Source organism: Streptomyces sp. NPDC053431 (genome assembly GCF_044544925.1).
GTDB lineage: Bacteria > Actinomycetota > Actinomycetes > Streptomycetales > Streptomycetaceae > Streptomyces.
Genome location: NZ_JBITXX010000003.1, coordinates 657,758 through 680,252, shown reverse-complemented (window position 1 = coordinate 680,252; position 22,495 = coordinate 657,758). Strand labels below are relative to the sequence as shown.

Below are 22,495 nucleotides of genomic sequence, written 5' to 3'. Positions count from 1 at the left end.
CCCGTCGTCCACAGGGACGACGGGGCCGCGGGTCGTTCGGCGGGGGTGCGGTCAGACGGTCTCGGCGACCTTGACCGCGCCGTCGCTGTCCTCGGTCTCCTTCTTGGGGAGGCCGGTCCCGCGCAGGGCCACCTCCTTGACGAAGAAGGCGAGCACGAAGCCCAGGACGGCGACGACCGAGCCGACCAGGAAGGCGGAGTGGGTGCCGGCGGCCACCGCGTGCTGGTAGGCCTCGCGGACCGCGACCGGCAGCTTGGCGAGGCTCGCGGCGTCGAGCTGCGCCGAGCGGGCGGTCGCGGCGCTGCCGCCGCGGGCGGCCATCTCGCTCTGGACCTGGTGGTTGAACAGGGCGCCCATGATCGCGACGCCGAAGGAGGAGCCGAGGGTCCGGAAGAGCGTGGTCGACGAGGAGGCGACGCCCATGTCCCTCATCTCGACGCTGTTCTGCGCGACCAGCATCGTGATCTGCATCAGGAAGCCCATGCCGGCGCCCAGCACGGCCATGTAGACGCCCGAGACGAGGCGGGTGGTGTCGGTGTCCATCGTGGACAGCAGGTACAGGCCGACGACCATGAACGCGCCGCCGGCGATCGGGAAGATCTTGTACTTGCCGCTGGTGGTGGTGACCCGGCCGGCGATCATCGAGACGACCATCATCGACAGCAGCATCGGCAGGAGCAGCAGGCCGGAGTTGGTCGCGGAGGCGCCCTGCACGGACTGCTGGAACAGCGGCAGGAAGAGCACCGCGCCGAACATCACGAAGCCGGTGAGGAAGCCGATCACGGACATCAGGGTGAAGTTGCGGCTGCGGAAGATGTGCAGCGGCATGATCGGGTCGCTCGCCCGGGTCTCGACGAAGAGGAAGGCGGCGAGGGCCGCGACGCCGCCGACGGCGAGGCCGACGATGGTGGCCGAGCCCCAGGCGTACTCGGTGCCGCCCCAGGTGGTGACCAGGACGATCGCGGTGATGCCGAGGGTCAGGAGGGCGGCGCCGAGGAAGTCGATCCGGGTGCCGGCGGCGCGCTGCTTCCTCGGCAGGTGCAGCACGGTGGCCAGCATCGCGAGGGCGACCGCGCCGAGCGGCAGGTTGATGTAGAAGGACCAGCGCCAGCCCCAGTGGTCGGTGATGGTGCCGCCGACCAGCGGTCCGCCGATCATGGCGAGCGCCATGATGCCGGCCATCATGCCCTGGTACTTGCCGCGGTCCCGGGGCGGGATCAGGTCGCCGATGATCGCCATGACGCCGACCATCAGACCGCCGGCGCCCAGGCCCTGCACGGCGCGGAAGCCGATGAGCTGGCCCATGTCCTGGGCCATGCCGCTGAGCGCCGAACCGATCAGGAAGATCACGATCGAGGTGAGGAAGACGCTCTTCCGGCCGAACATGTCGCCGAGCTTGCCCCAGATCGGGGTGGAGGCGGCGGTGGCCAGGGTGTAGGCGGTGACGACCCAGGAGAGGTGCTCCAGGCCGCCGAGCTCGCCGACGATCGTCGGCATCGCGGTGCCGATGATCATGTTGTCCAGCATCGCGAGCAGCATCGCGATCATGAGGGCCAGGAGGACGACGCGGACGCTGCGCGGCTGGTCGGCCGTCTCCTCTGCTGCTGTGGTCGGTTTCTCGGTCGTTGCCATGTCGTCCCCGTCACTTCCTTACTTGCCGCCCGGCTAGTTACTACACTGGGGAAGGTAGACCGGTAACTAGCCGGTCGTCAAGTAAGTTTGGTGGAAGCGAGCGACCATGGCCCAGGCCCGAGGCAACACCCGTCAGCGCATCCAGGACGTTGCCCTCGAACTCTTCGCCGAGCAGGGATACGAGACGACCTCCCTGCGCGAGATCGCCGAGCGCCTCGACGTCACCAAAGCCGCGCTGTACTACCACTTCAAGACGAAGGAAGACATCCTCGTCAGCATCTTCGAGGACCTCACCCGTCCCATGGACGAGCTGATCGACTGGGCGGGCGACCAGCCGCGCACCCTGGAGACCCGGCAGGAGGTCCTCCGCCGCTACCAGCAGGCGCTGCTCGCCGCGGCCCCGCTCTTCCGCTTCATGCAGGAGAACCAGGCCGCGGTCGGCAAGCTGAGCGTCGGCCTCACCTTCAAGCGGCGCATGATCGCGCTGTCGGGGCTGCTCCAGGACGAGGACTTCGCGATGACGGACAAGGTCCGCTCGGTCAGCGCGATCTTCACGCTGCACGCCGGCGCCTTCTTCATGCAGCACGTCGAGGGCGACCCCGAGGAGAAGCAGGAAGCCGTCCTCGAGGTCGCCCTCGATCTGATCGGTCAGGCCCATCAGGGCCGGTAGACCGTCAGGCGTCAGATGGTGACGCCGTGCGCCCGCAGGAACGCGGCCGGGTTCACGGCGGAGCCGTAGTTCGGGGTGGTGCGGATCTCGAAGTGAAGGTGCGGGCCGGACGAGTTGCCGGTGTTGCCCGACAGCGCGATCTGCTGGCCGACGGCGACCTTCTGGCCGATGCTGACCTTGATCTTCGACAGGTGGGCGTACTGCGAGTACGTACCGTTGGCGTGCTTGATCACGATGGCGTTGCCGTACGCGGGGCCGTCACCGCCACCGTACGGGCCGGCCTTCACGACGGTGCCGGAGGCGGCCGCCTTGACGGGAGTGCCGACCGGAACGGCGAAGTCCTGGCCGGAGTGCTTGTGGGCCCACATGGCGCCGCCCTGGTTGAAGCTGGCGGTCAGGGTGTAGGAGCTGACCGGCTTGATCCAGGACGCGACCTTCTTGGCGGCGACGGGCTTGGCCTGCGCCTTGGCGGCGGCGACCTTCACCTGAGCGGCCTTGACCTGCGCGGCCTTGACCTGGGCGGCCTTGAGCTGCGCGGCGACCTGGGCCTGGACGTCGGCCTGCTTGGCCAGGGCGGCGACCGCGGTCTGCGGCTTCGCGACGGCGGCGTTGCCCTCGGCGGCGAACGCGGAGCCGGCACCGGCCACCAGCGACGCTCCCAGACCCGCGGCGGCGAGGGCGACGGCGGTGGTACGGATGCTGGGCTTCGTGACGCGCTTCGACATACGGGGGAGAACCTCCGGACAGAACGGGACCCGACGCGAAAGGGTTCGGCGTCGGGCTTGCTCATCCTTGGTAACCCGGACTCCCATCCCGGCCAAAACACCCCATCTACGACATCACGTCGTAGCGATCTCCCAGGAAGTTCAGCTCTTGACGAGCTTCCCGAGGGCGGACGAAATCGGACAAAGCGACCCGCGTAGACCTGTTTAACCCCATGTCGCGGCCCCGCGAACGGCCCGAAACGCAGGCCCGCGTCCGCTTCCGCCCCATCCGGGACGGAAGTCCCGCCGGTTGCGTCCCGAACGTCCCGAATCCAGACCAAAAGTCGCCACTATTCCGCCTAGTACCCTTCGAAACGCCTGTGCGCCTTGTCACCACGGCGCCCCCGCCATTGCGACCTGGGTCACGCGACCGAGCCCTCCGAGGCCCCGTCCCGCACTACGCTGACGCCTTCGGGTACGGACGCGGAGACCGCGGGGGGACACCAATGGATCCGGCGCTCATCGGCGCCCGCCTCGCCGGCGGCGCGATCACACCGCTGTTGAAGAAACTGCTGGTCAGCGAGGGCGCCGGGGCCGGCCTCCCCGGCTCGGCCCGCCGCGTCCGGCTCTCCGGCCTCGTCTCCTTCCGCGGCGAGAAGCGCACGCTGACCGAAAAGGACGTCCGTCGCCTCGCCGCCACCCTGGTGGAACGGGCCGCCACGGGCCCGGGCGAGGCCCCCTTCCCCGCGGACGAGACCGAGGCCGTCACCGACGCCCTCGCGGCCACCCTCCTCGCCCTGGGCGACCTCGACATGGACGACGTCCAGGCCGTCCGCCTCGGCCACCACGCCCTCGCCCAGCGCCTGCGGGCCGCCGCGCCACCCCCGGACGGCCTGGCCACCGCCTCCGTCCTCTTCCTGGACGCGGTCACCGAGGCGGCCTGCCGCCACATCCTGGAGTTCTTCACCCAGCGCTCCACCTTCGTGCCCCGGACCCTCGTGGAACAGTCCCGCGGCCAGGCGGCCCTGCACGCGAAGACCGACACCCTCCTCGCCCGCGTTCCGCACCCGGACGTCCGGGACGCCGCCTTCGAGCGCCGCTACCTCGACCAGCTGGCGCACAAGCACGGCCGCCTCACCATCTACGGCATCGACCTGCACCACTCGCCGGACGAGTGGCCGCTGGACATGGCGTACCTGTCGCTGGAGGCGACCGGGGCGGACCCGACCGTCGGGACCCTCGAAGAGGAAGGGCGCCTGATTCCCCCGCAGCGGGACACCGTACGCGCCGACCTCGCCCTCGCCCGGCACGACCGGATCCTCCTGCGCGGACTGGCCGGCTCCGGCAAGACGACCCTCGTGCAGTGGCTGACCACCTCGGCGGCGGCCCACGGCCGAACGGAAGGGATGGACTACCTCCACGGCCGCATCCCCTTCGTCCTCCCCCTGCGCACCCTCACCCGGCACGGCGAGCGGCTCCCGGCCGCCCAGGACTTCCTCTCCGCCGCCGGCTGCCCCCTCACCGCCCCCGAGGGCTGGGTCGACCGGGTCCTGGCCGCCGGACGTGGCCTGGTCCTCGTCGACGGCATCGACGAGATCCCCGAGGCCGAACGCGCCAGAGCCCGCCGATGGCTGCGCGACCTCCTGGCCGCCTACGGGCACGGCAACCGCTGGCTGGTGACCTCGCGCCCCACGGCCGTGGGCGACGACTGGCTGGCCTCCGACGGCTTCACCGAGCTCACGCTCTCCGCGATGTCCAGCGCCGAGGTGGCCACGTTCGTACAGCGCTGGCACCGGGCCGCCGGTCCCGACGCCGCTCCGTACGAGCAACCCCTGCTCGACGCCCTCCGCACCACCGAGGACGTCGCCCGCCTCGCCACGAACCCCCTGATGTGCGGCCTCATCTGCGCCCTCCACCGCGACCGCCGGGGCTTTCTCCCCCGGGGCCGGATGGCGCTCTACGAAGCGGCCCTGTCGATGCTGCTCAGCCGCCGCGACCGGGAGCGGGACATGGGCAGTCCCTCGGGCATCACGCTGAGCGAGGCCGCGCAGATCCAGCTGATCCAGCGGCTCGCGTACTGGCTCACGCTCAACGGCCGCACCCAGATGGACCGCGGACACGCCGAGTCGCTCGTGCACTCGGCCGTCCTCGCCGTCCAGGAGGCCTCCGCGTACGAACCCGACGCGGTCTTCAGCCACCTCCTGCAGCGCAGCGGCCTGCTGCGCGAGCCGACCGCGGACACGGTCGACTTCGTCCACCGCACCTTCCAGGACTACCTGGCGGCCAAGGCCCTGGTCGAGCAGTGGGACATCGGCGTCCTCACCGGCCACGCCTCCGACGACCAGTGGGAGGACGTCATCCGCATGGCGGTCGGCCACGCCCGCCCCCGGGAGTGCGCCGACATCCTGGGCGAGCTGCTGGCCGCCGCCGACGCCGCCAAGGACCGCGAGACGCAGCTGCGCGTCCTGGTCCTCGCGGCGACCGCCCTCGACCACGCCACGGAGGTCGCCCCGCGCGTGCGCAGGGAGATCCTGGCCCGGACCGCCGAGGTGATCCCGCCCCGCTCGATCGAGGAGGCGCGGCATCTGGCGACCGGCGGTCCGGCGGTCCTGCGGCTGCTCGGCGAGCCCGAGGAGCTGAACGACCGGGACGCGTACCACTCGGTGATCACGGCCTGCCACATCCGCGGCGACGCGGCCCTCCCCTACCTGGCGCGCTTCGCCGCCCACCCCGCCCTGCGCATCCGGTCCCAGCTGATCTACGCCTGGTCCGAATTCGACGCCCGCGCGTACGCGGAGGAGGTCGTCAGGCGGCTCGATCCGAGCGGGCTCCGGTACTACGTGAAGAGCGCCGAACACGTCGACGAGTTGCTCCGGCTGGAACTGGGCCGTTCCCTGCTCGAAGTCGACGAGAACCTTCCGGCAGACGCTCTCGCCCGGCTCCTCACCGCGTGCGATCCCTGGTCCCTCACCCTTCAGCGCGACGGGCAGCGGCCCGATCTGTCGGCCCTGCGGACCGTGACCCGCCTGCGGTCGCTCACCCTGCGGCTGCGCTTCGACGCCGTCTGGTCCACGGACGACCTGCCCGCGCGAGCCCCTCTCGGCCACCTCGACCTGCCGGACACCCTGCCGGCGGACGGTCTGGGGAGACTGGCCGGGCTCCCCGCCCTGACCTCGCTGAACCTGTGGGACGTGCAGCCGGTCGACTTCTCCGCCGACACCTGGCGCGCGCTCGCCACCCTCCCGGGGCTGCGCACCCTCGCCGTCGCGGAAGACCATCTCCCGTCGTGCCCGGAGGACGTCGTCCTGGCGGGGGTGCGGACGGTCCGTCTCGAGTACTTCGACGAACCGGAGCTCGCACGGCTGGAGCGGAGCTGCCCGTCTCTGGAACGGCTCGAACTCGTCGACGAGGCGGGTCAGGTCCGGGTCGTGACGGCCTGACGGGAGAAGACCCGCGGCACGGAAAAGGGGCGGCCCCGGGATCCTCTCGGATCCCGGGGCCGCCCCTTCGGCAGTTCAGCCGCTCAGCGTGGCGTCACGCGTCCTTGGACAGGTTCGGGCCGGGCCCGCCCGCCGCCTCCACCGGAGGGACGTCCGGCAGGGCCGACTTCTCCTCGCCGCGGAAGGTGAACGTGCGCTCCTCGCCCTCGCCCTCCGTGTCCACGACCACGATGTGGCCGGGGCGCAGGTCGCCGAAGAGGATCTTCTCGGACAGGCTGTCCTCGATCTCGCGCTGGATCGTCCGGCGGAGCGGACGGGCGCCGAGCACGGGGTCGTAGCCCTTCTTCGCGAGGAGCTCCTTCGCGGACTGGGAGAGCTCGATGCCCATGTCCCGGTCCTTCAGGCGCTCGTCGACGCGGCCGATCATGAGGTCGACGATCTGGAGGATGTCGTCCTGGGTCAGCTGCGGGAAGACGATGATGTCGTCCACACGGTTGAGGAACTCCGGGCGGAAGTGCTGCTTCAGCTCGTCGCTGACCTTCGCCTTCATCCGCTCGTAGTTGGACTTCGTGTCGCCCTGGGCCGCGAAGCCGAGGTTGAAGCCCTTCGAGATGTCCCTGGTCCCGAGGTTGGTCGTCATGATGATGACCGTGTTCTTGAAGTCCACGACCCGGCCCTGGGAGTCGGTCAGGCGACCGTCCTCCAGGATCTGGAGAAGGGAATTGAAGATATCGGGGTGGGCCTTCTCGACCTCGTCGAAGAGGACCACGGAGAACGGCTTGCGGCGCACCTTCTCGGTGAGCTGGCCGCCCTCTTCGTAGCCGACGTATCCGGGCGGAGAACCGAACAGACGCGAGACGGTGTGCTTCTCGCTGAACTCCGACATGTCGAGGGAGATCATCGCGTCCTCGTCGCCGAAGAGGAATTCGGCGAGCGCCTTGGACAGCTCGGTCTTACCGACACCGGACGGGCCGGCGAAGATGAACGAACCACCGGGACGCTTCGGGTCCTTCAGGCCGGCTCGCGTACGCCGGATGGCGCGCGAGAGACCGATGACGGCGTCCTTCTGGCCGATGACGCGCTTGTGGAGCTCGTCCTCCATGCGGAGCAGACGCGAGGACTCCTCCTCGGTCAGCTTGAAGACCGGGATGCCGGTGGCGGTCGCGAGGACCTCGGCGATCAGCTCGCCGTCGACCTCGGCGACGACGTCCATGTCGCCGGCCTTCCACTCCTTCTCCCGCTTGGTCTTCGCGGCGAGGAGCTGCTTCTCCTTGTCGCGCAGGGAGGCGGCCTTCTCGAAGTCCTGCGAGTCGATCGCGGACTCCTTGTCCCGGCGGACGGCGGCGATCTTCTCGTCGAACTCGCGGAGGTCCGGCGGCGCGGTCATCCGGCGGATGCGCATCCGGGAACCGGCCTCGTCGATCAGGTCGATCGCCTTGTCCGGCAGGAAGCGGTCGGAGATGTAGCGGTCGGCCAGGGTCGCGGCCTGGACGAGGGCCTCGTCCGTGATGGAGACCCGGTGGTGGGCCTCGTACCGGTCACGCAGACCCTTGAGGATCTCGATCGTGTGCGGCAGCGACGGCTCGGCGACCTGGATGGGCTGGAAGCGGCGCTCCAGCGCGGCGTCCTTCTCCAGGTACTTCCGGTACTCGTCGAGCGTGGTGGCACCGATGGTCTGGAGCTCACCGCGGGCCAGCATCGGCTTGAGGATGCTGGCGGCGTCGATCGCGCCCTCGGCGGCACCCGCACCCACCAGGGTGTGGAGCTCGTCGATGAACAGGATGATGTCGCCGCGGGTGCGGATCTCCTTGAGGACCTTCTTGAGGCGCTCCTCGAAGTCACCGCGGTAGCGGGAGCCGGCGACCAGCGCGCCGAGGTCCAGGGTGTAGAGGTGCTTGTCCTTGAGGGTCTCGGGCACCTCGCCCTTGACGATCGCCTGGGCCAGGCCCTCGACGACCGCCGTCTTGCCGACGCCGGGCTCGCCGATGAGGACCGGGTTGTTCTTCGTACGGCGGGACAGCACCTGCATGACCCGCTCGATCTCCTTCTCGCGCCCGATGACCGGGTCGAGCTTGGACTCGCGGGCCGCCTGGGTGAGGTTGCGGCCGAACTGGTCGAGGACCAGGGACGTCGAGGGGGTGCCCTCGGCAGGACCGCCGGCGGTGGCGGCTTCCTTGCCCTGGTAGCCGGAGAGCAGCTGGATGACCTGCTGCCGCACCCGGTTGAGATCGGCGCCCAGCTTCACGAGGACCTGGGCGGCGACGCCCTCGCCCTCGCGGATCAGGCCGAGCAGGATGTGCTCGGTGCCGATGTAGTTGTGGCCGAGCTGGAGGGCCTCCCGGAGCGACAGCTCCAGGACCTTCTTGGCACGAGGGGTGAAGGGGATGTGCCCGGACGGGGCCTGCTGGCCCTGGCCGATGATCTCCTCCACCTGCTGGCGGACCGCCTCGAGCGAAATCCCGAGGCTCTCCAGGGCCTTAGCGGCGACACCCTCACCCTCGTGGATAAGGCCCAGGAGGATGTGCTCGGTGCCGATGTAGTTGTGGTTGAGCATCCGGGCTTCTTCCTGAGCCAGGACGACAACCCGCCGCGCGCGGTCGGTGAACCTCTCGAACATCGTTAATCGCTCCTCAGAGCGGTCAGTCAGTTAGGGGTCGATCCCCTCCCTGTCCTTCCGCAGCTTAGTCCCGCAAGCGGGGACCGCTCATTCCAACTGCCGACATCCGTCCGGATCACCCCCTTACTTCTTGGGGAGACCTGCTGCCGAACAGCCGACAAATGCTCCAACTCGATGGTGCGAGACGATGTTCCCGCAGGCCAAGCTGTTACCCGCGCCTCCAGTACGCCGATGGCGAACGTGAGACGCTTCAGCCCGCGAGACGCCCCTCCTCACATGGAATGTCTTACCCGTAAGGACTGACACTCCATGCGGCACACCCCGGTTCCCTCCGCTACGGGCGAACAACCTTGCGCTCTCGAATGCACCCGTACGCCCCCATCATGGACACCGAGAGCTCCGGATCGAGGACGGTGCGTGACCGGAGGCGTAACCCGCGGGCCCCCGGCGGCGTTCCCTCGGTATGGCTCTCACCGTCCCTCTCCCCCGCTCGCCGCTCGACAGCGGCGGGGCGCCGGCGCGGTGGTACGAGCACGAGCTGGGCTGGGCGACCGCGGCCGGACCCCCGGTGCAGCTGGTGACGGGGCTCCGCTTCGACGTCCTGGAGCTGCCCGCGGCGGCCGGCCGGGGCGTGCTGCGCCGGATGGGGGCCGCCGTCGGCCCGGTGGCTCTCATGGGCCGGCGGATGCGGCTGCTCGTGGCCGCGGGGAGCGCGGAGGAGCTGCCCGGACTCCTGGACTGGCTGGAGTGGGGCGGGATCTCACTGGATCTGGGGATGCTGGGCGCCGACGGCCGGATGACCGCCCCCCTGCCCCCTGGCTGGAGACCCACCGGTCGGAGCGGCTCCGGCGCGCCGGGCGCCGCGGTGTGGCTGAGGGCCCCGGAGCCGGGGCGCGAGGTCGAGTCCTCGCTGCCGGCCCTGCGGCCCCCGCTGCGGGGGCGTGCCGCGGCGGAAGGGGCCGCCCCCTGTCTGGCGCGGCTCGTTTCCGTCGCCGCCGCCGAGTGCCATCGTGCCCGGCTGCTGGACGCCGCCCGGGGCCGCCGGCCGGAGCCGGGGACGGGCGCTCGGCAGCTGACCGCTCAGCGGTTCGCGTCCTCGTAGGCCTGCTTGATGTCCGCGGGCACGCGGCCGCGGTCGTTCACGTTGTAACCGTTCTCCTTGGCCCACGCGCGGATCTTCGCGGTGTCCGGGCTGGCGCCGGAAGCGGCGACGCGACCCTTGCCACGGGCACCGGCGCTGCGCCCGCCGGTACGACGGCCACTCTTGGTGTACGGCTCGAGCAGGTCACGGAGCTTGTCCGCGTTGGCGGTGGTGAGGTCGATCTCGTAGGACTTGCCGTCCAGCGCGAACGTCACGGTCTCGTCCGCCTCGCCGCCGTCGAGGTCGTCGACAAGAAGGACCTGAACCTTCTGTGCCACCGGATTTCCTTTCATCGAAAATGCAGTACGCGGAAAGGAAACCGCTTTTCCTGGAAAAACACAAACCCCTGGCAGAGGTTCAGAACCCCGGCAACGCGGGAAACGTGCGCGATTCGGACATAGGCCCTCCGATCCATGCCCATCCGCGCTCTGCTCACAGGTGCAGAAGCATCCGGCTGTTGCCCAAGGTGTTCGGCTTCACTCGTTCGAGACCCAGGAACTCCGCGACACCCTCGTCATAGGAACGCAGGAGCTCGCTGTAGACATCTCCGTCGACCGGAGTCTCACCGATCTCGACGAAGCCGCGCTTCGCGAAGAAGTCCACTTCGAAGGTGAGGCAGAAAACCTTGCGCACCCCGAGCCATCGGGCGGTGTGCAGCAACTTGTCGAGCACCTGATGTCCCACTCCGGCGCCCTTGAACTCCGGATCGACCGCGAGAGTGCGTACTTCGGCGAGGTCTTCCCACATCACGTGGAGGGCGCCGCAGCCGACGACCGTGGCGTCGTCGTCACGTTCGGCGACCCAGAACTCCTGGATGTCCTCGTAAAGGGTGACCGTCGCCTTGTCGAGGAGGATGCCGCGGCGCACGAAGGGGTCGACGAGACGGCGCAGCGCGGCGACATCGGAGGTGCGGGCCCGGCGCACGGTGACGGCATTGGCGGAAGCGGATGACATGGGGGGACGTTATCGCCCGGGGCCCTCGGGACCGGCGCCGCCCTGGGTGGTTCCGGCGGGGGCGGCGGGGCCGGCGGGGCCGCCTTCGGGGGTGGCCCGCTGGGCGATACGGATGGCGTCGTTCAGCGCCTCGCGCTGTTCGGGCGACATCATGCCGAAGAAGGCGACCAGGGCCGCGGCGGGGTTGTCACTCTGCGCCCACGCCTCGTTCATCAGCGCGGCCGAGTAGGCGGCCCGGGTGGAGACCGCCGTATATCGATAGGCGCGGCCTTCGACTTCCCTGCGCACCCAGCCCTTCTGATGGAGATTGTCCAATACGGTCATGACGGTGGTGTAGGCGATGGACCGTTCCTGCTGAAGATCCTCCAGGACTTCCCGGACGGTGACCGGGCGGTTCCATTGCCAGACGCGGGTCATCACCGCGTCTTCGAGCTCTCCCAATTGACGGGGCACAGCGCCACCTTAGTGCGGATTCACCGCATACGAGCCCATTTGAGGAGAAAACGCCTCGAAAGACAGCAAAAAGGACGTACGGCCTGGTGCGGCGGTCGTACGTCCTCGGGACTTGCGGGGCCCGTTACGGGGCGGTGCTGCCGCCCTGCTGGCGGGCGGCCTCGGCGCGGGCGAGGGCGGCGTCCACGGCCGCGTCCTCCTTGGCCTTGTTCGGTCCGCCCTGGCTCTTGACGATCGTGACGACGAGGGCGATGAAGAACGCGGCCATCACCACGGGGGGCACGAGCGCGGATACGTAGTCCATGGCGTCCAGAGTAGCTATCCGGCCGCCCGTTCCTCGGGCGGGGGCGGCGGAACGGGCCGTCGGCGCGGCGGGAACACCTCGGAGGGCTTGGGCACCGGGCGCTCGGGCGCGGGCGGCTTGGGGGCGGGCTTCGCGGGCCCGCCCGGGGACGCCGGCCTGGGTTCCTCCTCCGAGGCGCGGCCGCCGGGCAGGGCGAGCAGCCGGGCGCGCGGGGCGGGCGCGGGGCGGACCGGCGCCGTACGGACCGGGGTACGGGCGGGAGCCGCACCGAACGGGGCCGTGGGGGCCGGGGTCGTCCGGGGCCGGGCGACGCGGGCGAGGCGGGCGCGGACGGATCGTTCCGCCAGGACCTGGCAGCGGGCCAGGAGCGCGCCGGCCGCGGGATGGGAGCGCAGGGCGCGCAGGGCGGCCAGGTCGTCGGCCCCGGGGTCGTAGCCGGCCGCCAGGGCGTCCTGGAGGAGGCCGAGATAGCCGGTCAGCGAGCCGGGCAGGGCCTGGCGGTAGCGGACCAGGTCGGCGAGGAGGAAGGCGCGCTCACGGCCTGCCTCGCGCACCGCCTCGTCCACGGAGTCGGCCAGGCGCAGGCAGTCCTGGACGTCGTCGTCCTGAAGGGGGGCAGGGTTGAGTGCGGTGGCGAGGGCGCGTCGGAGCACACGCAGCTCGTCCGCGCTGAACGCCATGCCGCCACGGGGTCCGTAGGGCGTGGGCATGGGCCGACGATACGCGCTAATCGGACAAATCTGTCGCTTATCGATCTTCCCGGCGGGTCGGGGCCGGACGGCGCCCGGCCCCGGCCTACATCCGGGCGACGTTCCGCTCGTAGACCATGCGCAGACCGATCAGGGTCAGCCACGGCTCGTGCGCGTCGATCTCCTTGGAGTCGGCCAGCACCATCGGCGCCAGGCCGCCGGTCGCGATCACCGTCACGTCCGAGGGGTCCCCGTTCGCGCCGACCAGCTCCCGCTTCATCCGCGCGACCACGCCGTCCACCTGGCCGACGTAGCCGAAGACGATGCCGGACTGCATCGCCTCGACCGTGTTCTTGCCGATCACGCTGCGCGGACGGGCCAGCTCGATCTTGCGGAGCATCGCGCCCTTCACACCGAGCGCCTCGACCGAGATCTCGATGCCCGGGGCGATCGCGCCGCCCGCGTACTCGCCCCGCGCGGTGACCGCGTCGTACGTCGTCGCCGTGCCGAAGTCCACGACGATCGCCGGGCCGCCGTAGAGCTCGACGGCCGCGACCGAGTTGATGACGCGGTCGGCGCCGACCTCCTTGGGGTTGTCCGTGAGGACCGGGACGCCGGTCTTCACGCCCGGCTCCACCAGCACCGCCGGGACGTCCCCGTAGTAGCGCCGGGTCACCTCCCGCAGCTCGTGGAGGACCGAGGGGACCGTCGCGCAGATCGCGATCCCCCCGATGCCGCTGCTCAGCTCCGTGCCGAGCAGCGGATGCATGCGCATGAGGCCCTGCAGCAGAACCGCCCACTCGTCGGCGGTGCGGCTCGGGTCGGTGGAGATCCGCCAGTGTTCGACGATCTCGTCACCGTCGAAGAGCCCGAGCACCGTCTGCGTGTTGCCGACGTCGATCGTGAGCAGCATCAGGAGCGCACCTCGCGCAGGTCGAGGCCGATGTCGAGGATCGGCGACGAGTGGGTGAGGCCGCCCACCGCCAGGTAGTCCACACCGGTCGCCGCGTACGCCGCCGCGTTCTCCAGCGTCAGCCGGCCGGAGGACTCCAGCACCGCGCGGCCGGCGACCAGGGCGACCGCCTCCTCCGTCTCGATCGGGGTGAAGTTGTCCAGCAGGATCAGGTCGGCGCCCGCGTCCAGGACCTCGCGGACCTGGTGCATCGTGTCGACCTCGACCTCGATCGGCAGGTCCGGGAACAGCTCCCGTACGGCCTTGAAGGCCTGGGCCACGCCACCAGCGGCGACCACGTGGTTGTCCTTCACCAGGGCGGCGTCCGACAGCGACATGCGGTGGTTGACGCCGCCGCCGCAGCGCACCGCGTACTTCTCCAGCGCGCGCAGGCCCGGGGTGGTCTTGCGGGTGTCGCGGACCTTCGCGTTCGTGCCCTCCAGGGCGTCGGCCCACCGGCGGGTGGCGGTGGCGATGCCGGACAGGCGGCACAGGATGTTGAGGGCGCTGCGCTCGCCGGTCAGCAGGTCGCGGGTGCGGGCGGTGACGCTGAGCAGCTTGTCGCCGGCCTCGACCCGCTCGCCGTCCTCGACGTGCCGCTCGACCTCGAACTCGTCGGTGCAGACGATCGACAGGACCGCCTCGGCGACCCGCAGGCCGGCCACGACACCGGCCTCTCGGGCGGTGAAGTCGGCGGTCGCGACGGCGTCCTCGGGGACGGTCGCCACGGTCGTCACGTCCACGCCGCCGTCGAGGTCCTCGGCGATGGCCAGGTGGGCGATGTCCTCGACCTGCACCGGGTCGAGGCCGGCGTCGGCGAGCAGCTGGGCGAGCGCCGGGTCGAGCCCGCACTCGAACTCGTCGGCCTCGCCGCAGCCGCAGCCGTCGCCGCAGCCGCCGGCGGACTCGGCCGGGGCGGCGTTGATGTGGATCAGGGGGACGTCCACGGGCTGCGGACGTGCTTCCTCGGGCGTGCTCACGACAGCGGCTCCAGGGGTGCGTCGGGGGTTACGGGCGGAAAGTCTGCGCCGGTGGTGCGCCGCACCACCAGTCGCCGGTCGGACGTCAGGCGGACGACCAGATGGCGACGCCAGGTGGCGTCGTCGCGGTCGGGGCGGTCCTCGCGCCAGTGGCAGCCGCGGGTCTCCTCGCGCGCGCGGGCGGCGGCCACGAGGACCCGGGCGACGCACAGCAGGTTGGCGGTCTCCCAGGCCTCCACGCCGGGCTCGGCCGCCTTGCGGTCCTCCTCGGCGTCCAGCCGCAGACGTTCGAGGGCGTCCGCCGCGACGGCCAGGCTGTCGGCGGAACGCAGCACGCCCGCGCCCTCGGTCATGATCCGCTGGATCTCCCGGCGGACCTCCGGGGCGAGCAGCGCGAGCTCCGTGGCCTCGGCCGGGGAGTCCGCCCCGCCCTCGGCGGCCACCGCCGGGACCTCGGGCAGCCCCGCGCGGTGCGGGCCGTGCGCCGTGATGTCGGCGACGATCCGCTCGGCGAAGACCAGGCCTTCCAGGAGGGAGTTCGAGGCCAGCCGGTTGGCGCCGTGCACTCCGGTGCAGGCGACCTCGCCGCACGCGTACAGGCCCGGCACGGTCGTCCGGCCGTGCAGGTCGGTGCGCACGCCGCCGGAGGCGTAGTGGGCGGCCGGGGCGACCGGGATCGGCTCGGTGACCGGGTCGATGCCGTGCGACCGGCAGGCGGCCAGGATGGTGGGGAAGCGGTGCTCCCACATCTCGGCGCCGAAGTGGCGGCCGTCGAGGTACATGTGCTCGGCGCCCCGCTCCTGCATGCGGCGCGTGATCGCCTTGGCGACGATGTCGCGCGGCGCCAGCTCGGCCAGCTCGTGCTGCCCGACCATGAAGCGGACCCCGTCGGCGTCGACCAGGTGGGCGCCCTCGCCCCGGACCGCCTCGGAGACCAGCGGCTGCTGGCCCTCGGAGCCGGCGCCCAGGAAGAGCACCGTCGGGTGGAACTGCACGAACTCGAGGTCGGAGACCTCCGCGCCGGCGCGCAGCGCGAGCGCGACGCCGTCGCCCGTGGAGACGGCCGGGTTGGTCGTCGCGGAGAAGACCTGGCCCATGCCGCCCGTGGCCAGGACCACGGCGGGGGCGTGGACGGCGCCGACGCCGTCGTGCTGGCCCTCGCCCATCACGTGCAGGGTCACGCCCGCCGTGCGGCCCTCGGCGTCCTTGAGCAGGTCGAGGACGAGCGCGTGCTCGATGGTGCGCACGCCCCGCTCGCGTATCGCCTCGACCAGCGCGCGGGAGATCTCGGCGCCGGTCGCGTCGCCGCCGGCGTGCGCGATCCGGCGGCGGTGGTGGCCGCCCTCGCGGGTCAGCGCGATGGCGCCGTCCGCGGTGCGGTCGAAGGAGGCGCCCGTCTCGATGAGCCGGCGCACCGCGTCCGGCCCCTCGGTGACGAGGGCGCGCACGGCCCGCGCGTCGCACAGCCCCGCGCCCGCGACGAGCGTGTCGTCGAGGTGCTGGTCGGGGGTGTCGCCCTCGCCGAGCGCCGCGGCGATGCCGCCCTGGGCCCAGCGGGTGGAGCCGGCGTCGAGGAGGGCCTTGGTGACGACGACGGTGCGCAGCCCGGCCGCGGTGCAGCGCAGGGCCGCCGTCAGGCCGGCGACACCGGAGCCGACCACGACGACGTCGGCGTCGACGGTCCAGCCGGGGGCGGGCGCGTGCAGCCGTATTCCGGTCACTTCGTGGCTCCGAAGGTCAGGGGGATGTTGTCGATGAGCCGCGTGCTTCCCACGCGCGCGGCGACGGCGAGGATCGCCTCTCCGTCGTGGTCGTCGGCGACCTCCGTGAAGTCGGCCGGGTCGACCAGGGCCAGATAGTCCAGGGTGAGGGGCGTCCGCGCCTTCGCCGCGTCGTCGAGCACGGCGCGGGCGGCGGCCCGCACGGCGTCGGCGCCCCCGCCCTCGGCCGCCTGGGCGACCGCGTGGGCGTCGGCGGCGGCGCGGGCCTCGCCGAGCCGGGACAGCGCCTCGGCGCGGTTCTCGCCCCGTCCCTGGGCGCCGGGCAGGGCGGCGGCGCGGGCGCGCAGCGCCTCCTGGGCGGCCAGCCGGTCGCGGGCCGCGAACAGCGCGCGGGACAGCGCGAGGGCGGTCTGCCGCTCCTCGGCCGACAAGTAGCGGTTACGGCTGGACAGGGCCAGACCGTCGGTCTCGCGGACGGTCGGCACGCCGATGACGCGGACCGGGAAGTTCAGGTCGCGGACCATGCGGCGGATCAGGGCCAGCTGCTGGGCGTCCTTCTGCCCGAAGAACGCCAGGTCGGGCCGGGTGAGGTGGAGGAGCTTGGCGACGACGGTGAGCATCCCGTCGAAGTGCCCGGGCCGGGAGGCGCCTTCCAGGCGCTCGCCCATGGGCCCCGCCGTGATCCGGACCTGCGGCTCGCCGCCGGGGTACACCTCGTCGACGGACGGGGCGAAGACGGCGTCGGCGCCGGCCCCGGCCGCCAGGAGCAGGTCGGCGTCGAGGGTGCGCGGATAGCGGTCGAGGTCCTCGCCCGCGCCGAACTGGAGCGGGTTCACGAAGACGGTGGCGACGACGGTGCCCTGCTTCCCGACCTCCTCGCGGGCGGTACGGATCAGGGTGGCGTGCCCCTCGTGGAGGGCGCCCATGGTCATGACCACGGCGAGGCCGCCGCGCTGCCGCCGACCGACGAAGTCCTCCAGGTCCGCGACCGCGGGGAGGAGCTCGGCCGGGTGGCGGACGGGCTGGTCGCCGTCGGCGCGGTCACGGGCGGACAGGCTCATCGGTCGTCTCCTTGCGGCCCGTCGGCGGGTCCGGTCGTGCCGGTGGTCCCGGCCGGGCCCGCCGGGGTGTCGGCGGCGAGCACGCCCAGCAGGTCCTCGGCCAGTTCGGGCTTGAGCAGGCCGTGCGCGAGGGCCCGGTCGGCGGTCGCGCGGGCCATCGCGAGATAGCCGGCGACGGTGCCGGGCGCGTGCTTGTGCAGTTCGGCCACATGGGCGGCGACCGTGCCGGCGTCGCCGCGGGCGACCGGGCCGGTCAGGGCCGCGTCGCCCGAGCGCAGCGCGTTGTCCAGGGCGGCGCCGAGCAGCGGGCCGAGCATCCGGTCGGGGGCGGCGACGCCGGCCGAGCGGAGCAGCTCCATGGCCTGGGCGACCAGGGTGACCAGGTGGTTCGCGCCGAGGGCGAGGGCCGCGTGGTAGAGCGGCCGGTTCTCCTCGGCGATCCACTCGGGCTCGCCGCCCATCTCGATGACGAGCGCCTCGGCCGCGAGCCGCAGCTCCTCGGGGGCGGTCACGCCGAACGAGCAGCCGGCCAGCCGCTGGACGTCCACGGAGGTGCCGGTGAAGGTCATGGCGGGGTGCAGGGCCAGCGGCAGGGCGCCGGCCCGGCGGGCCGGGTCGAGGACCCGCACCCCGTACCGCCCGGAGGTGTGCACCAGGAGCTGGCCGGGCCGCACCGCGCCGGTCTCGGCGAGGCCCTCGACGAGACCGGGCAGGGCGTCGTCGGGGACGGTGAGCAGGACCAGGTCGGCGAGGGCGAGCACCCGGGCCGGCTCCACGACGGGCACGTCCGGCAGCAGGGCCGCGGCGCGCCGGCGGGAGGCGTCGGAGACCGCCGAGACGGCGACCGGGCGGTGTCCGGCGAGCTGGAGGGCGGCGGCGAGGGCGGGGCCCACGCGGCCCGCGCCCACGACGCCGACGCCGAGGCGGGCGGGGCGGTCCTCGGCCCGGTCCGCCTGGGGGTGCCGGGGTTCTGGTGGTGCGTTCACTGTTCGGGTCGGCCTTCCGTTCCAGTCCTCGGGGGGTACCGGACGATTTCTGGTCATGCTACGCCAGCGTTTCGCGCCCTCCGGCGGCTGTCCACAGGGTGTGGGCGGCGGTACGACGAATGGCCGGGGGCTGTGGAAAAGCACGTGGAGGGTGACGGCCCCATGGACCATGATCGGGCCATGGAATCCGATCAGCTCGCGGAAGAGCAGCGAACGGCCGGGGCCGGGCAGGCCCCGGAGGAGTCGGCCCGGGCGCACCGGGCCAGGGTGTGGGGCGGGGCCCCGCGCAAACTGTGGGACGCCTCGATGGACGGCACCGTCGGGGCGCGGCTGCGCGAGCTGGCCGACTGGACCGCCGGCACGCCGCACGCGGACGACCAGGTCGACACCTACGGCGACACGGTGGTCGAGCGGCTGGAGCGCCGGGTCGCCGCGGAGCTGGGCCTTCCGGCGGCGGCGTTCTTCCCGACCGGCACCATGGCCCAGCAGGTGGCGCTGCGCTGCTGGGCCGGGCGCACCGGGAACCAGGTGGTCGCCCTGCACCCGCTCGCCCACCCGGAGGTGCACGAGAACCAGGCCTTCGGCCGGGTGAGCGGACTGCGCACGACCCACCCGACGGACGAGCCGCGGCTGCCGACGGCCGACGAGGTCCGCGGGCACCCCGAGCCGTTCGGGACCCTGATGCTGGAGCTGCCCCTCCGTGACGCCGGCTTCGTCCTGCCCACCTGGGACGAGCTCGTCGACGTGGTGGACGCGGCCCGGGAGCGGGACGCGGTGGTCCACTTCGACGGGGCGCGGCTGTGGGACTGCCCGACGCACTTCGGCCGCTCGCTGCCGGAGATCGCCGGCCTCGCGGACAGCGTCTACGTGTCCTTCTACAAGTCGCTCGGCGGTCTGTCGGGCGCCGTGCTGGCCGGCCCCGAGGAGCTGGTGGAGGAGGCGCGGCTGTGGCGCCACCGCTACGGCGGCCAGGTCTTCCAGCAGTACCCGGCGGCCCTCTCGGCCCTGCGCGGCCTGGACACCGAGCTGCCCCGGCTGCCCTCGTACGTGGAGCACGCGCGCGTGGTGGCGGCCGCGCTGCGGGAGGCCTTCGAGGAGGCCGGCCTCGGCTGGTCCCGGGTGCACCCGGAGGTCCCGCACACCCACCAGTTCCAGGTCTGGCTGCCGTACGGAGCCGACGCCCTGACCGCGGCCGCGCTGTCCCTGACGGAGGACACCGGCACCGTCCTGTTCCGCCGTTGGTTCCCGGCCCCCGCGGGCGGCCCGCCGGGCGTGGCGGCGACGGAGGTGACGATCACCGCGCCGGGCCTGGAGTGGACGGCGGAGGACGTCAAGGAGGCGGTACGGGACTTCCTGCGGCGGCTGTAGGCCCTGTCGTCGGACTCCCCGCCTGCCCCCCGGCGACGACGGGAGTTCGACGACAGCGGACCTGGCCCCGTCAGGAGGACGGGGACCGCGGCCCTCGGCCGGCGCCGGGGCGCAGCCATCGTCCGAGGGCGCCGCGGACACGGCCCGTGGCGGGGCGGCCGGTTAGGACCGCCTCGAAGCGGCGGTGGTCGCGGACCGCCCGCAGCGCCGCGACGTCGAGGGCGCCGGGCACGGGCGGCGGGGGCTCGTCCTGCCGGGCGGCCCGGTAGGCGTCGAAGAGGTACTGGTGGAGTGCGTTCACGGCCCCACCGTGCGCCGCGGCCGCCTCGTACGGCCCGCGGATTGACGGGGCTCGTCAAACGGCAGGACAGGCACCCCACCGCACCCCGCACCATGGGTCCGTGAGCGTGACGATCGACATCACCGGACTGCCGCACGAGCGGATCGCCTTCTGCCCCTCGCCGCTGGCCGAGCTGGGCAACGCCCTGCACGCCCTCGCCGAGCCCGGCCACCACGCCCGGCTGCACGCCTGGACGACCACCACCGCCGCCGCGCTCAAGCCCGAGCTCGCCGACCGGCTCCACGAGGCGGAGTTCATGTGGCGGTCCACCCGCTCCGACTTCCTGCTGCCCGCCAGGCCCCGGGAGACCCTCGTCGAGGAGCTGGACGACCTCGACCGCATGGACGACGAGAAGTTCGTCGGGGCGGCCCTGGAGATCTCGTGCAGCACCCTCAACACCGACGGCATCCCCTCGCCGCTGGTCGACGAGCGGTCCCGGCGCCGCGCTCTCGACCTGGCCGCGGCGCGCGGCCCGCGGCAGGCCGCGTTCGTGGAGCGGATGCTGGCCGAGCCGACCGCCACGCGCGCGTGGATCCGCCGCCTCCTGGAGGACTGCGACCAGGCGTTCTTCGCCGACACCTGGCGCCGGGTCCGCGTCCAGCTCGCCGCCGACGCCCGGCACAAGACCGAGCTGCTGCGCCGCCGGGGCCTGGCCGAGGCCCTGACGGCCGCCTCTCCCGCACTCGCCCTGGAGGAGGACGAGCGCGGCTCCCGGATCGTCGTCGACAAGCTGGTGCACGGCCGGACCGAGGCCCACGGCGGGGCCGTGACGCTGGTCCCGACCGCGTTCGGCTGGCCGCACCTCTTCGCCCTGTCCGCGCCCGGCTGGCAGCCCGTGATCCAGTACCCCGCCGACGCCGGCGAGATCGGCGGCGCCGAGCCGGTCGAGACGGTCAAGCTGCGTCTGGAGGCCATCGCCCACCCGATGCGGATGCGCCTGTGCCGGAGCCTGGCGCGCGGCCCGTTCTCGACGAGCGAGCTGGCCGACGCGTACGGCATCACGGCCCCGGAGGTCTCCCGCCACCTCTCCGTCCTGAAGAAGGCGGGCCTCCTCACCACCCAGCGCCGGGGCCGCTACGTGCTGCACCAGCTGAACCCCTCCGTCGTCACCCGCCTGGGCAGCGACTTCCTGGAGTCCGTCCTCCGCTGACCGAGGTCAGTCGAAGCGGATGTGCGCGAGGCCCACCCGGATCCGCCGCAGCCGGTGCCGCAGCGCCCCGTCGGTGTTCGGCGTGATCCGGAGCCCGGCCAGCCCGGCGATCCGGTCGGCGACCTGCGGGACCGTGAGCTCGTCCGTACGGATGTGGTGGGCGAACCGCGGCTCGGCGAGGGCGGCCAGGCAGCCGTCCAGCTTCCGCACGGCGAAGCTCTCCCGCTTCAGCCCCCGCCCGAGCCCCCGCTCGGTGAGCCGCCCGAGCACCGTCTCCCGGTCGGCGAGCAGCGCGAAGTGCCGCACCCGCTCCTCGCCGTGCGCGGCCCGCAGCCGCCCGACGATCTCCTCGAAGTAGGCGGGCTCCACCAGCGTCATCGGCACCAGCACCGGCCCCTCGTGCTTCCGCAGCGCCAGGTCGAGCACCTCGTACACGCCCTGCCGCCAGGCGGCCAGGTCCTGGAAGTCGCCGCGCAGCTCCGGCGGCAGGGTGCGGTGCAGCCCGAAACCGACGTGCTCCGGATCGCACACGACGCTCCCCGGCAGCCGCCGCCGCAGCTCGTACGCGGTCTGGGTCTTGCCGCCGCCGAAGGGCCCGTTGATCCAGAGCAGCACGTCAGCGACCGCCCGCGCGCACGAGGCCCGTCTCGTACGCGAGGACGACGACCTGCACCCGGTCGCGCAGGTCCAGCTTGGTGAGGATGCGGCCCACATGGGTCTTCACGGTCGCCTCGGACAGCACGAGCCGGGCGGCGATCTCCCCGTTCGACAGGCCCTGCGCCACCAGGAGCATCACCTCGCGCTCCCGCTCGGTGAGCCTGTCCAGCTCCTTGTGCTCCGGCTCGCGCCCCGAGGACGGCAGCATCGGCGAGAAGCGGTCCAGCAGACGGCGGGTGGTCGACGGGGCGACGACCGCGTCGCCGCTGTGCACGGAGCGGATCGCGCCGAGCAGCTCGGCCGGCGGCACGTCCTTCAGCATGAAGCCGCTGGCCCCGGCCTTGAGCCCGGAGAAGGCGTACTCGTCGAGGTCGAAGGTGGTCAGGATCAGCACCTTGGGGGCGTCCGGCTGCGAGCAGATCCGCCGGGTCGCCTCCACGCCGTCCAGCTTGGGCATCCGCACGTCCATCAGGACGACGTCCACCTTCGTGCCCCTCAGCACCTCCAGGGCCTCCACGCCGTCGCCGGCCTCGGCGACGACCTCCATGTCCGGCTGAGCGGCGAGCACCATACGGAAACCGGTGCGGAGCAGCACCTGGTCGTCGACGAGCATCACGCGGATGGACATGTCAGGGGTCCCCTTCCAGGGAGCTTAGGGAGAGCGGGCGGGCCAGGG

The 22,495-nt window shown here is 72.4% G+C and carries 21 protein-coding genes; 5 read left to right on the top strand and 16 right to left on the bottom strand.

What is annotated here, in order from left to right:
- Positions 1 to 51: 51 nt before the first annotated feature.
- On the bottom strand, positions 52 to 1,632 hold the full coding sequence (locus ACIGXE_RS12570) for an MDR family MFS transporter (protein WP_399746274.1): 1,581 nt from the start codon (positions 1,630 to 1,632) through the stop codon (positions 52 to 54).
- Between the two features lie 106 nt (positions 1,633 to 1,738).
- Here ACIGXE_RS12570 and ACIGXE_RS12565 point away from each other — a divergent pair, with 106 nt between their 5' ends.
- Positions 1,739 to 2,302 carry a TetR/AcrR family transcriptional regulator gene (locus tag ACIGXE_RS12565; protein ID WP_399746272.1) on the top strand — a complete coding sequence of 188 codons (564 nt, stop codon included), beginning with the start codon at positions 1,739 to 1,741 and terminating at the stop codon, positions 2,300 to 2,302.
- Positions 2,303 to 2,313: 11 nt separating this feature from the next.
- Here the strand turns inward: ACIGXE_RS12565 and ACIGXE_RS12560 are convergent, their stop codons facing one another.
- Positions 2,314 to 3,027: a M23 family metallopeptidase gene (locus ACIGXE_RS12560; protein WP_399746270.1), complete on the bottom strand. Its 714-nt coding sequence runs from the start codon at positions 3,025 to 3,027 to the stop codon at positions 2,314 to 2,316.
- A 485-nt stretch (positions 3,028 to 3,512) separates the two neighbouring features.
- Between ACIGXE_RS12560 and ACIGXE_RS12555 the strand changes: the two genes are divergently transcribed.
- Positions 3,513 to 6,446, top strand: a complete 2,934-nt coding sequence (locus tag ACIGXE_RS12555; protein WP_399746268.1) for an NACHT domain-containing protein — start codon at positions 3,513 to 3,515, stop codon at positions 6,444 to 6,446.
- Positions 6,447 to 6,540: 94 nt separating this feature from the next.
- Here ACIGXE_RS12555 and ACIGXE_RS12550 read toward each other — a convergent pair whose 3' ends face one another.
- Positions 6,541 to 9,063 carry an ATP-dependent Clp protease ATP-binding subunit gene (locus ACIGXE_RS12550; RefSeq protein WP_399746266.1) on the bottom strand — a complete coding sequence of 841 codons (2,523 nt, stop codon included), beginning with the start codon at positions 9,061 to 9,063 and terminating at the stop codon, positions 6,541 to 6,543.
- A gap of 463 nt (positions 9,064 to 9,526) precedes the next feature.
- On the opposite strand from ACIGXE_RS12550, the gene ACIGXE_RS12545 reads away from it, so the two are divergent.
- Complete coding sequence (locus tag ACIGXE_RS12545; RefSeq protein ID WP_399746264.1) at positions 9,527 to 10,165, top strand: SCO3374 family protein; 639 nt, start codon at positions 9,527 to 9,529, stop codon at positions 10,163 to 10,165.
- Here the strand turns inward: ACIGXE_RS12545 and ACIGXE_RS12540 are convergent.
- The 10 genes from ACIGXE_RS12540 to ACIGXE_RS12495 all read right to left on the bottom strand — a co-directional run bounded on the left by ACIGXE_RS12540 (position 10,144) and on the right by ACIGXE_RS12495 (position 18,304).
- Positions 10,144 to 10,482: an Lsr2 family protein gene (locus ACIGXE_RS12540; RefSeq protein ID WP_399746262.1), complete on the bottom strand. Its 339-nt coding sequence runs from the start codon at positions 10,480 to 10,482 to the stop codon at positions 10,144 to 10,146. The two genes, ACIGXE_RS12545 and ACIGXE_RS12540, sit on opposite strands and share 22 nt — an antisense overlap.
- 154 nt (positions 10,483 to 10,636) lie before the next feature.
- Positions 10,637 to 11,158, bottom strand: coding sequence for an amino-acid N-acetyltransferase (locus ACIGXE_RS12535; protein WP_399746261.1), 522 nt, complete (start codon positions 11,156 to 11,158; stop codon positions 10,637 to 10,639).
- Between the two features lie 9 nt (positions 11,159 to 11,167).
- Positions 11,168 to 11,611, bottom strand: coding sequence for a BlaI/MecI/CopY family transcriptional regulator (locus tag ACIGXE_RS12530; RefSeq protein WP_399746259.1), 444 nt, complete (start codon positions 11,609 to 11,611; stop codon positions 11,168 to 11,170).
- A 124-nt stretch (positions 11,612 to 11,735) separates the two neighbouring features.
- The gene (locus ACIGXE_RS12525; RefSeq protein ID WP_399746257.1) at positions 11,736 to 11,915 is read right to left on the bottom strand and encodes a hypothetical protein; all 180 of its coding nucleotides are present in this window, start codon (positions 11,913 to 11,915) and stop codon (positions 11,736 to 11,738) included.
- A gap of 14 nt (positions 11,916 to 11,929) precedes the next feature.
- The gene (locus tag ACIGXE_RS12520; protein WP_399746374.1) at positions 11,930 to 12,595 is read right to left on the bottom strand and encodes a hypothetical protein; all 666 of its coding nucleotides are present in this window, start codon (positions 12,593 to 12,595) and stop codon (positions 11,930 to 11,932) included.
- Positions 12,596 to 12,710: 115 nt separating this feature from the next.
- A complete protein-coding gene (locus ACIGXE_RS12515; RefSeq protein ID WP_399746255.1) occupies positions 12,711 to 13,517 on the bottom strand; it encodes a type III pantothenate kinase in 807 nt (268 codons plus the stop codon).
- On the bottom strand, positions 13,517 to 14,536 hold the full coding sequence (gene nadC, locus ACIGXE_RS12510; RefSeq protein WP_399746253.1) for a carboxylating nicotinate-nucleotide diphosphorylase: 1,020 nt from the start codon (positions 14,534 to 14,536) through the stop codon (positions 13,517 to 13,519). Before nadC ends, ACIGXE_RS12515 begins: the two co-directional genes overlap by 1 nt.
- Complete coding sequence (locus tag ACIGXE_RS12505; protein WP_399746251.1) at positions 14,533 to 16,257, bottom strand: L-aspartate oxidase; 1,725 nt, start codon at positions 16,255 to 16,257, stop codon at positions 14,533 to 14,535. The genes nadC and ACIGXE_RS12505 overlap by 4 nt, the downstream gene beginning before the upstream one ends.
- Entirely contained in the window at positions 16,254 to 17,318 is a 1,065-nt protein-coding gene (panC, locus tag ACIGXE_RS12500; RefSeq protein WP_399746249.1) for a pantoate--beta-alanine ligase, read from the bottom strand. Before panC ends, ACIGXE_RS12505 begins: the two co-directional genes overlap by 4 nt.
- The gene (locus ACIGXE_RS12495; protein ID WP_399746247.1) at positions 17,315 to 18,304 is read right to left on the bottom strand and encodes a Rossmann-like and DUF2520 domain-containing protein; all 990 of its coding nucleotides are present in this window, start codon (positions 18,302 to 18,304) and stop codon (positions 17,315 to 17,317) included. The genes panC and ACIGXE_RS12495 overlap by 4 nt, the downstream gene beginning before the upstream one ends.
- Before the next feature lie 180 nt (positions 18,305 to 18,484).
- Between ACIGXE_RS12495 and ACIGXE_RS12490 the strand changes: the two genes are divergently transcribed.
- Positions 18,485 to 19,672 (top strand): threonine aldolase family protein, encoded by a 1,188-nt coding sequence (locus tag ACIGXE_RS12490; protein ID WP_399746246.1) that lies wholly within the window; start codon positions 18,485 to 18,487, stop codon positions 19,670 to 19,672.
- A 70-nt stretch (positions 19,673 to 19,742) separates the two neighbouring features.
- Here ACIGXE_RS12490 and ACIGXE_RS12485 read toward each other — a convergent pair whose 3' ends face one another.
- Entirely contained in the window at positions 19,743 to 19,973 is a 231-nt protein-coding gene (locus ACIGXE_RS12485) for a hypothetical protein (protein ID WP_399746244.1), read from the bottom strand.
- 100 nt (positions 19,974 to 20,073) lie between these two features.
- Between ACIGXE_RS12485 and ACIGXE_RS12480 the strand changes: the two genes are divergently transcribed.
- Positions 20,074 to 21,162 carry a DUF5937 family protein gene (locus ACIGXE_RS12480; RefSeq protein ID WP_399746242.1) on the top strand — a complete coding sequence of 363 codons (1,089 nt, stop codon included), beginning with the start codon at positions 20,074 to 20,076 and terminating at the stop codon, positions 21,160 to 21,162.
- Between the two features lie 6 nt (positions 21,163 to 21,168).
- Here the strand turns inward: ACIGXE_RS12480 and ACIGXE_RS12475 are convergent, their stop codons facing one another.
- On the bottom strand, positions 21,169 to 21,777 hold the full coding sequence (locus ACIGXE_RS12475) for an ATP-binding protein (RefSeq protein WP_399746240.1): 609 nt from the start codon (positions 21,775 to 21,777) through the stop codon (positions 21,169 to 21,171).
- A gap of 1 nt (position 21,778) precedes the next feature.
- Positions 21,779 to 22,447, bottom strand: coding sequence for a response regulator (locus ACIGXE_RS12470; RefSeq protein WP_399746239.1), 669 nt, complete (start codon positions 22,445 to 22,447; stop codon positions 21,779 to 21,781).
- Positions 22,448 to 22,495 lie beyond the last annotated feature (48 nt).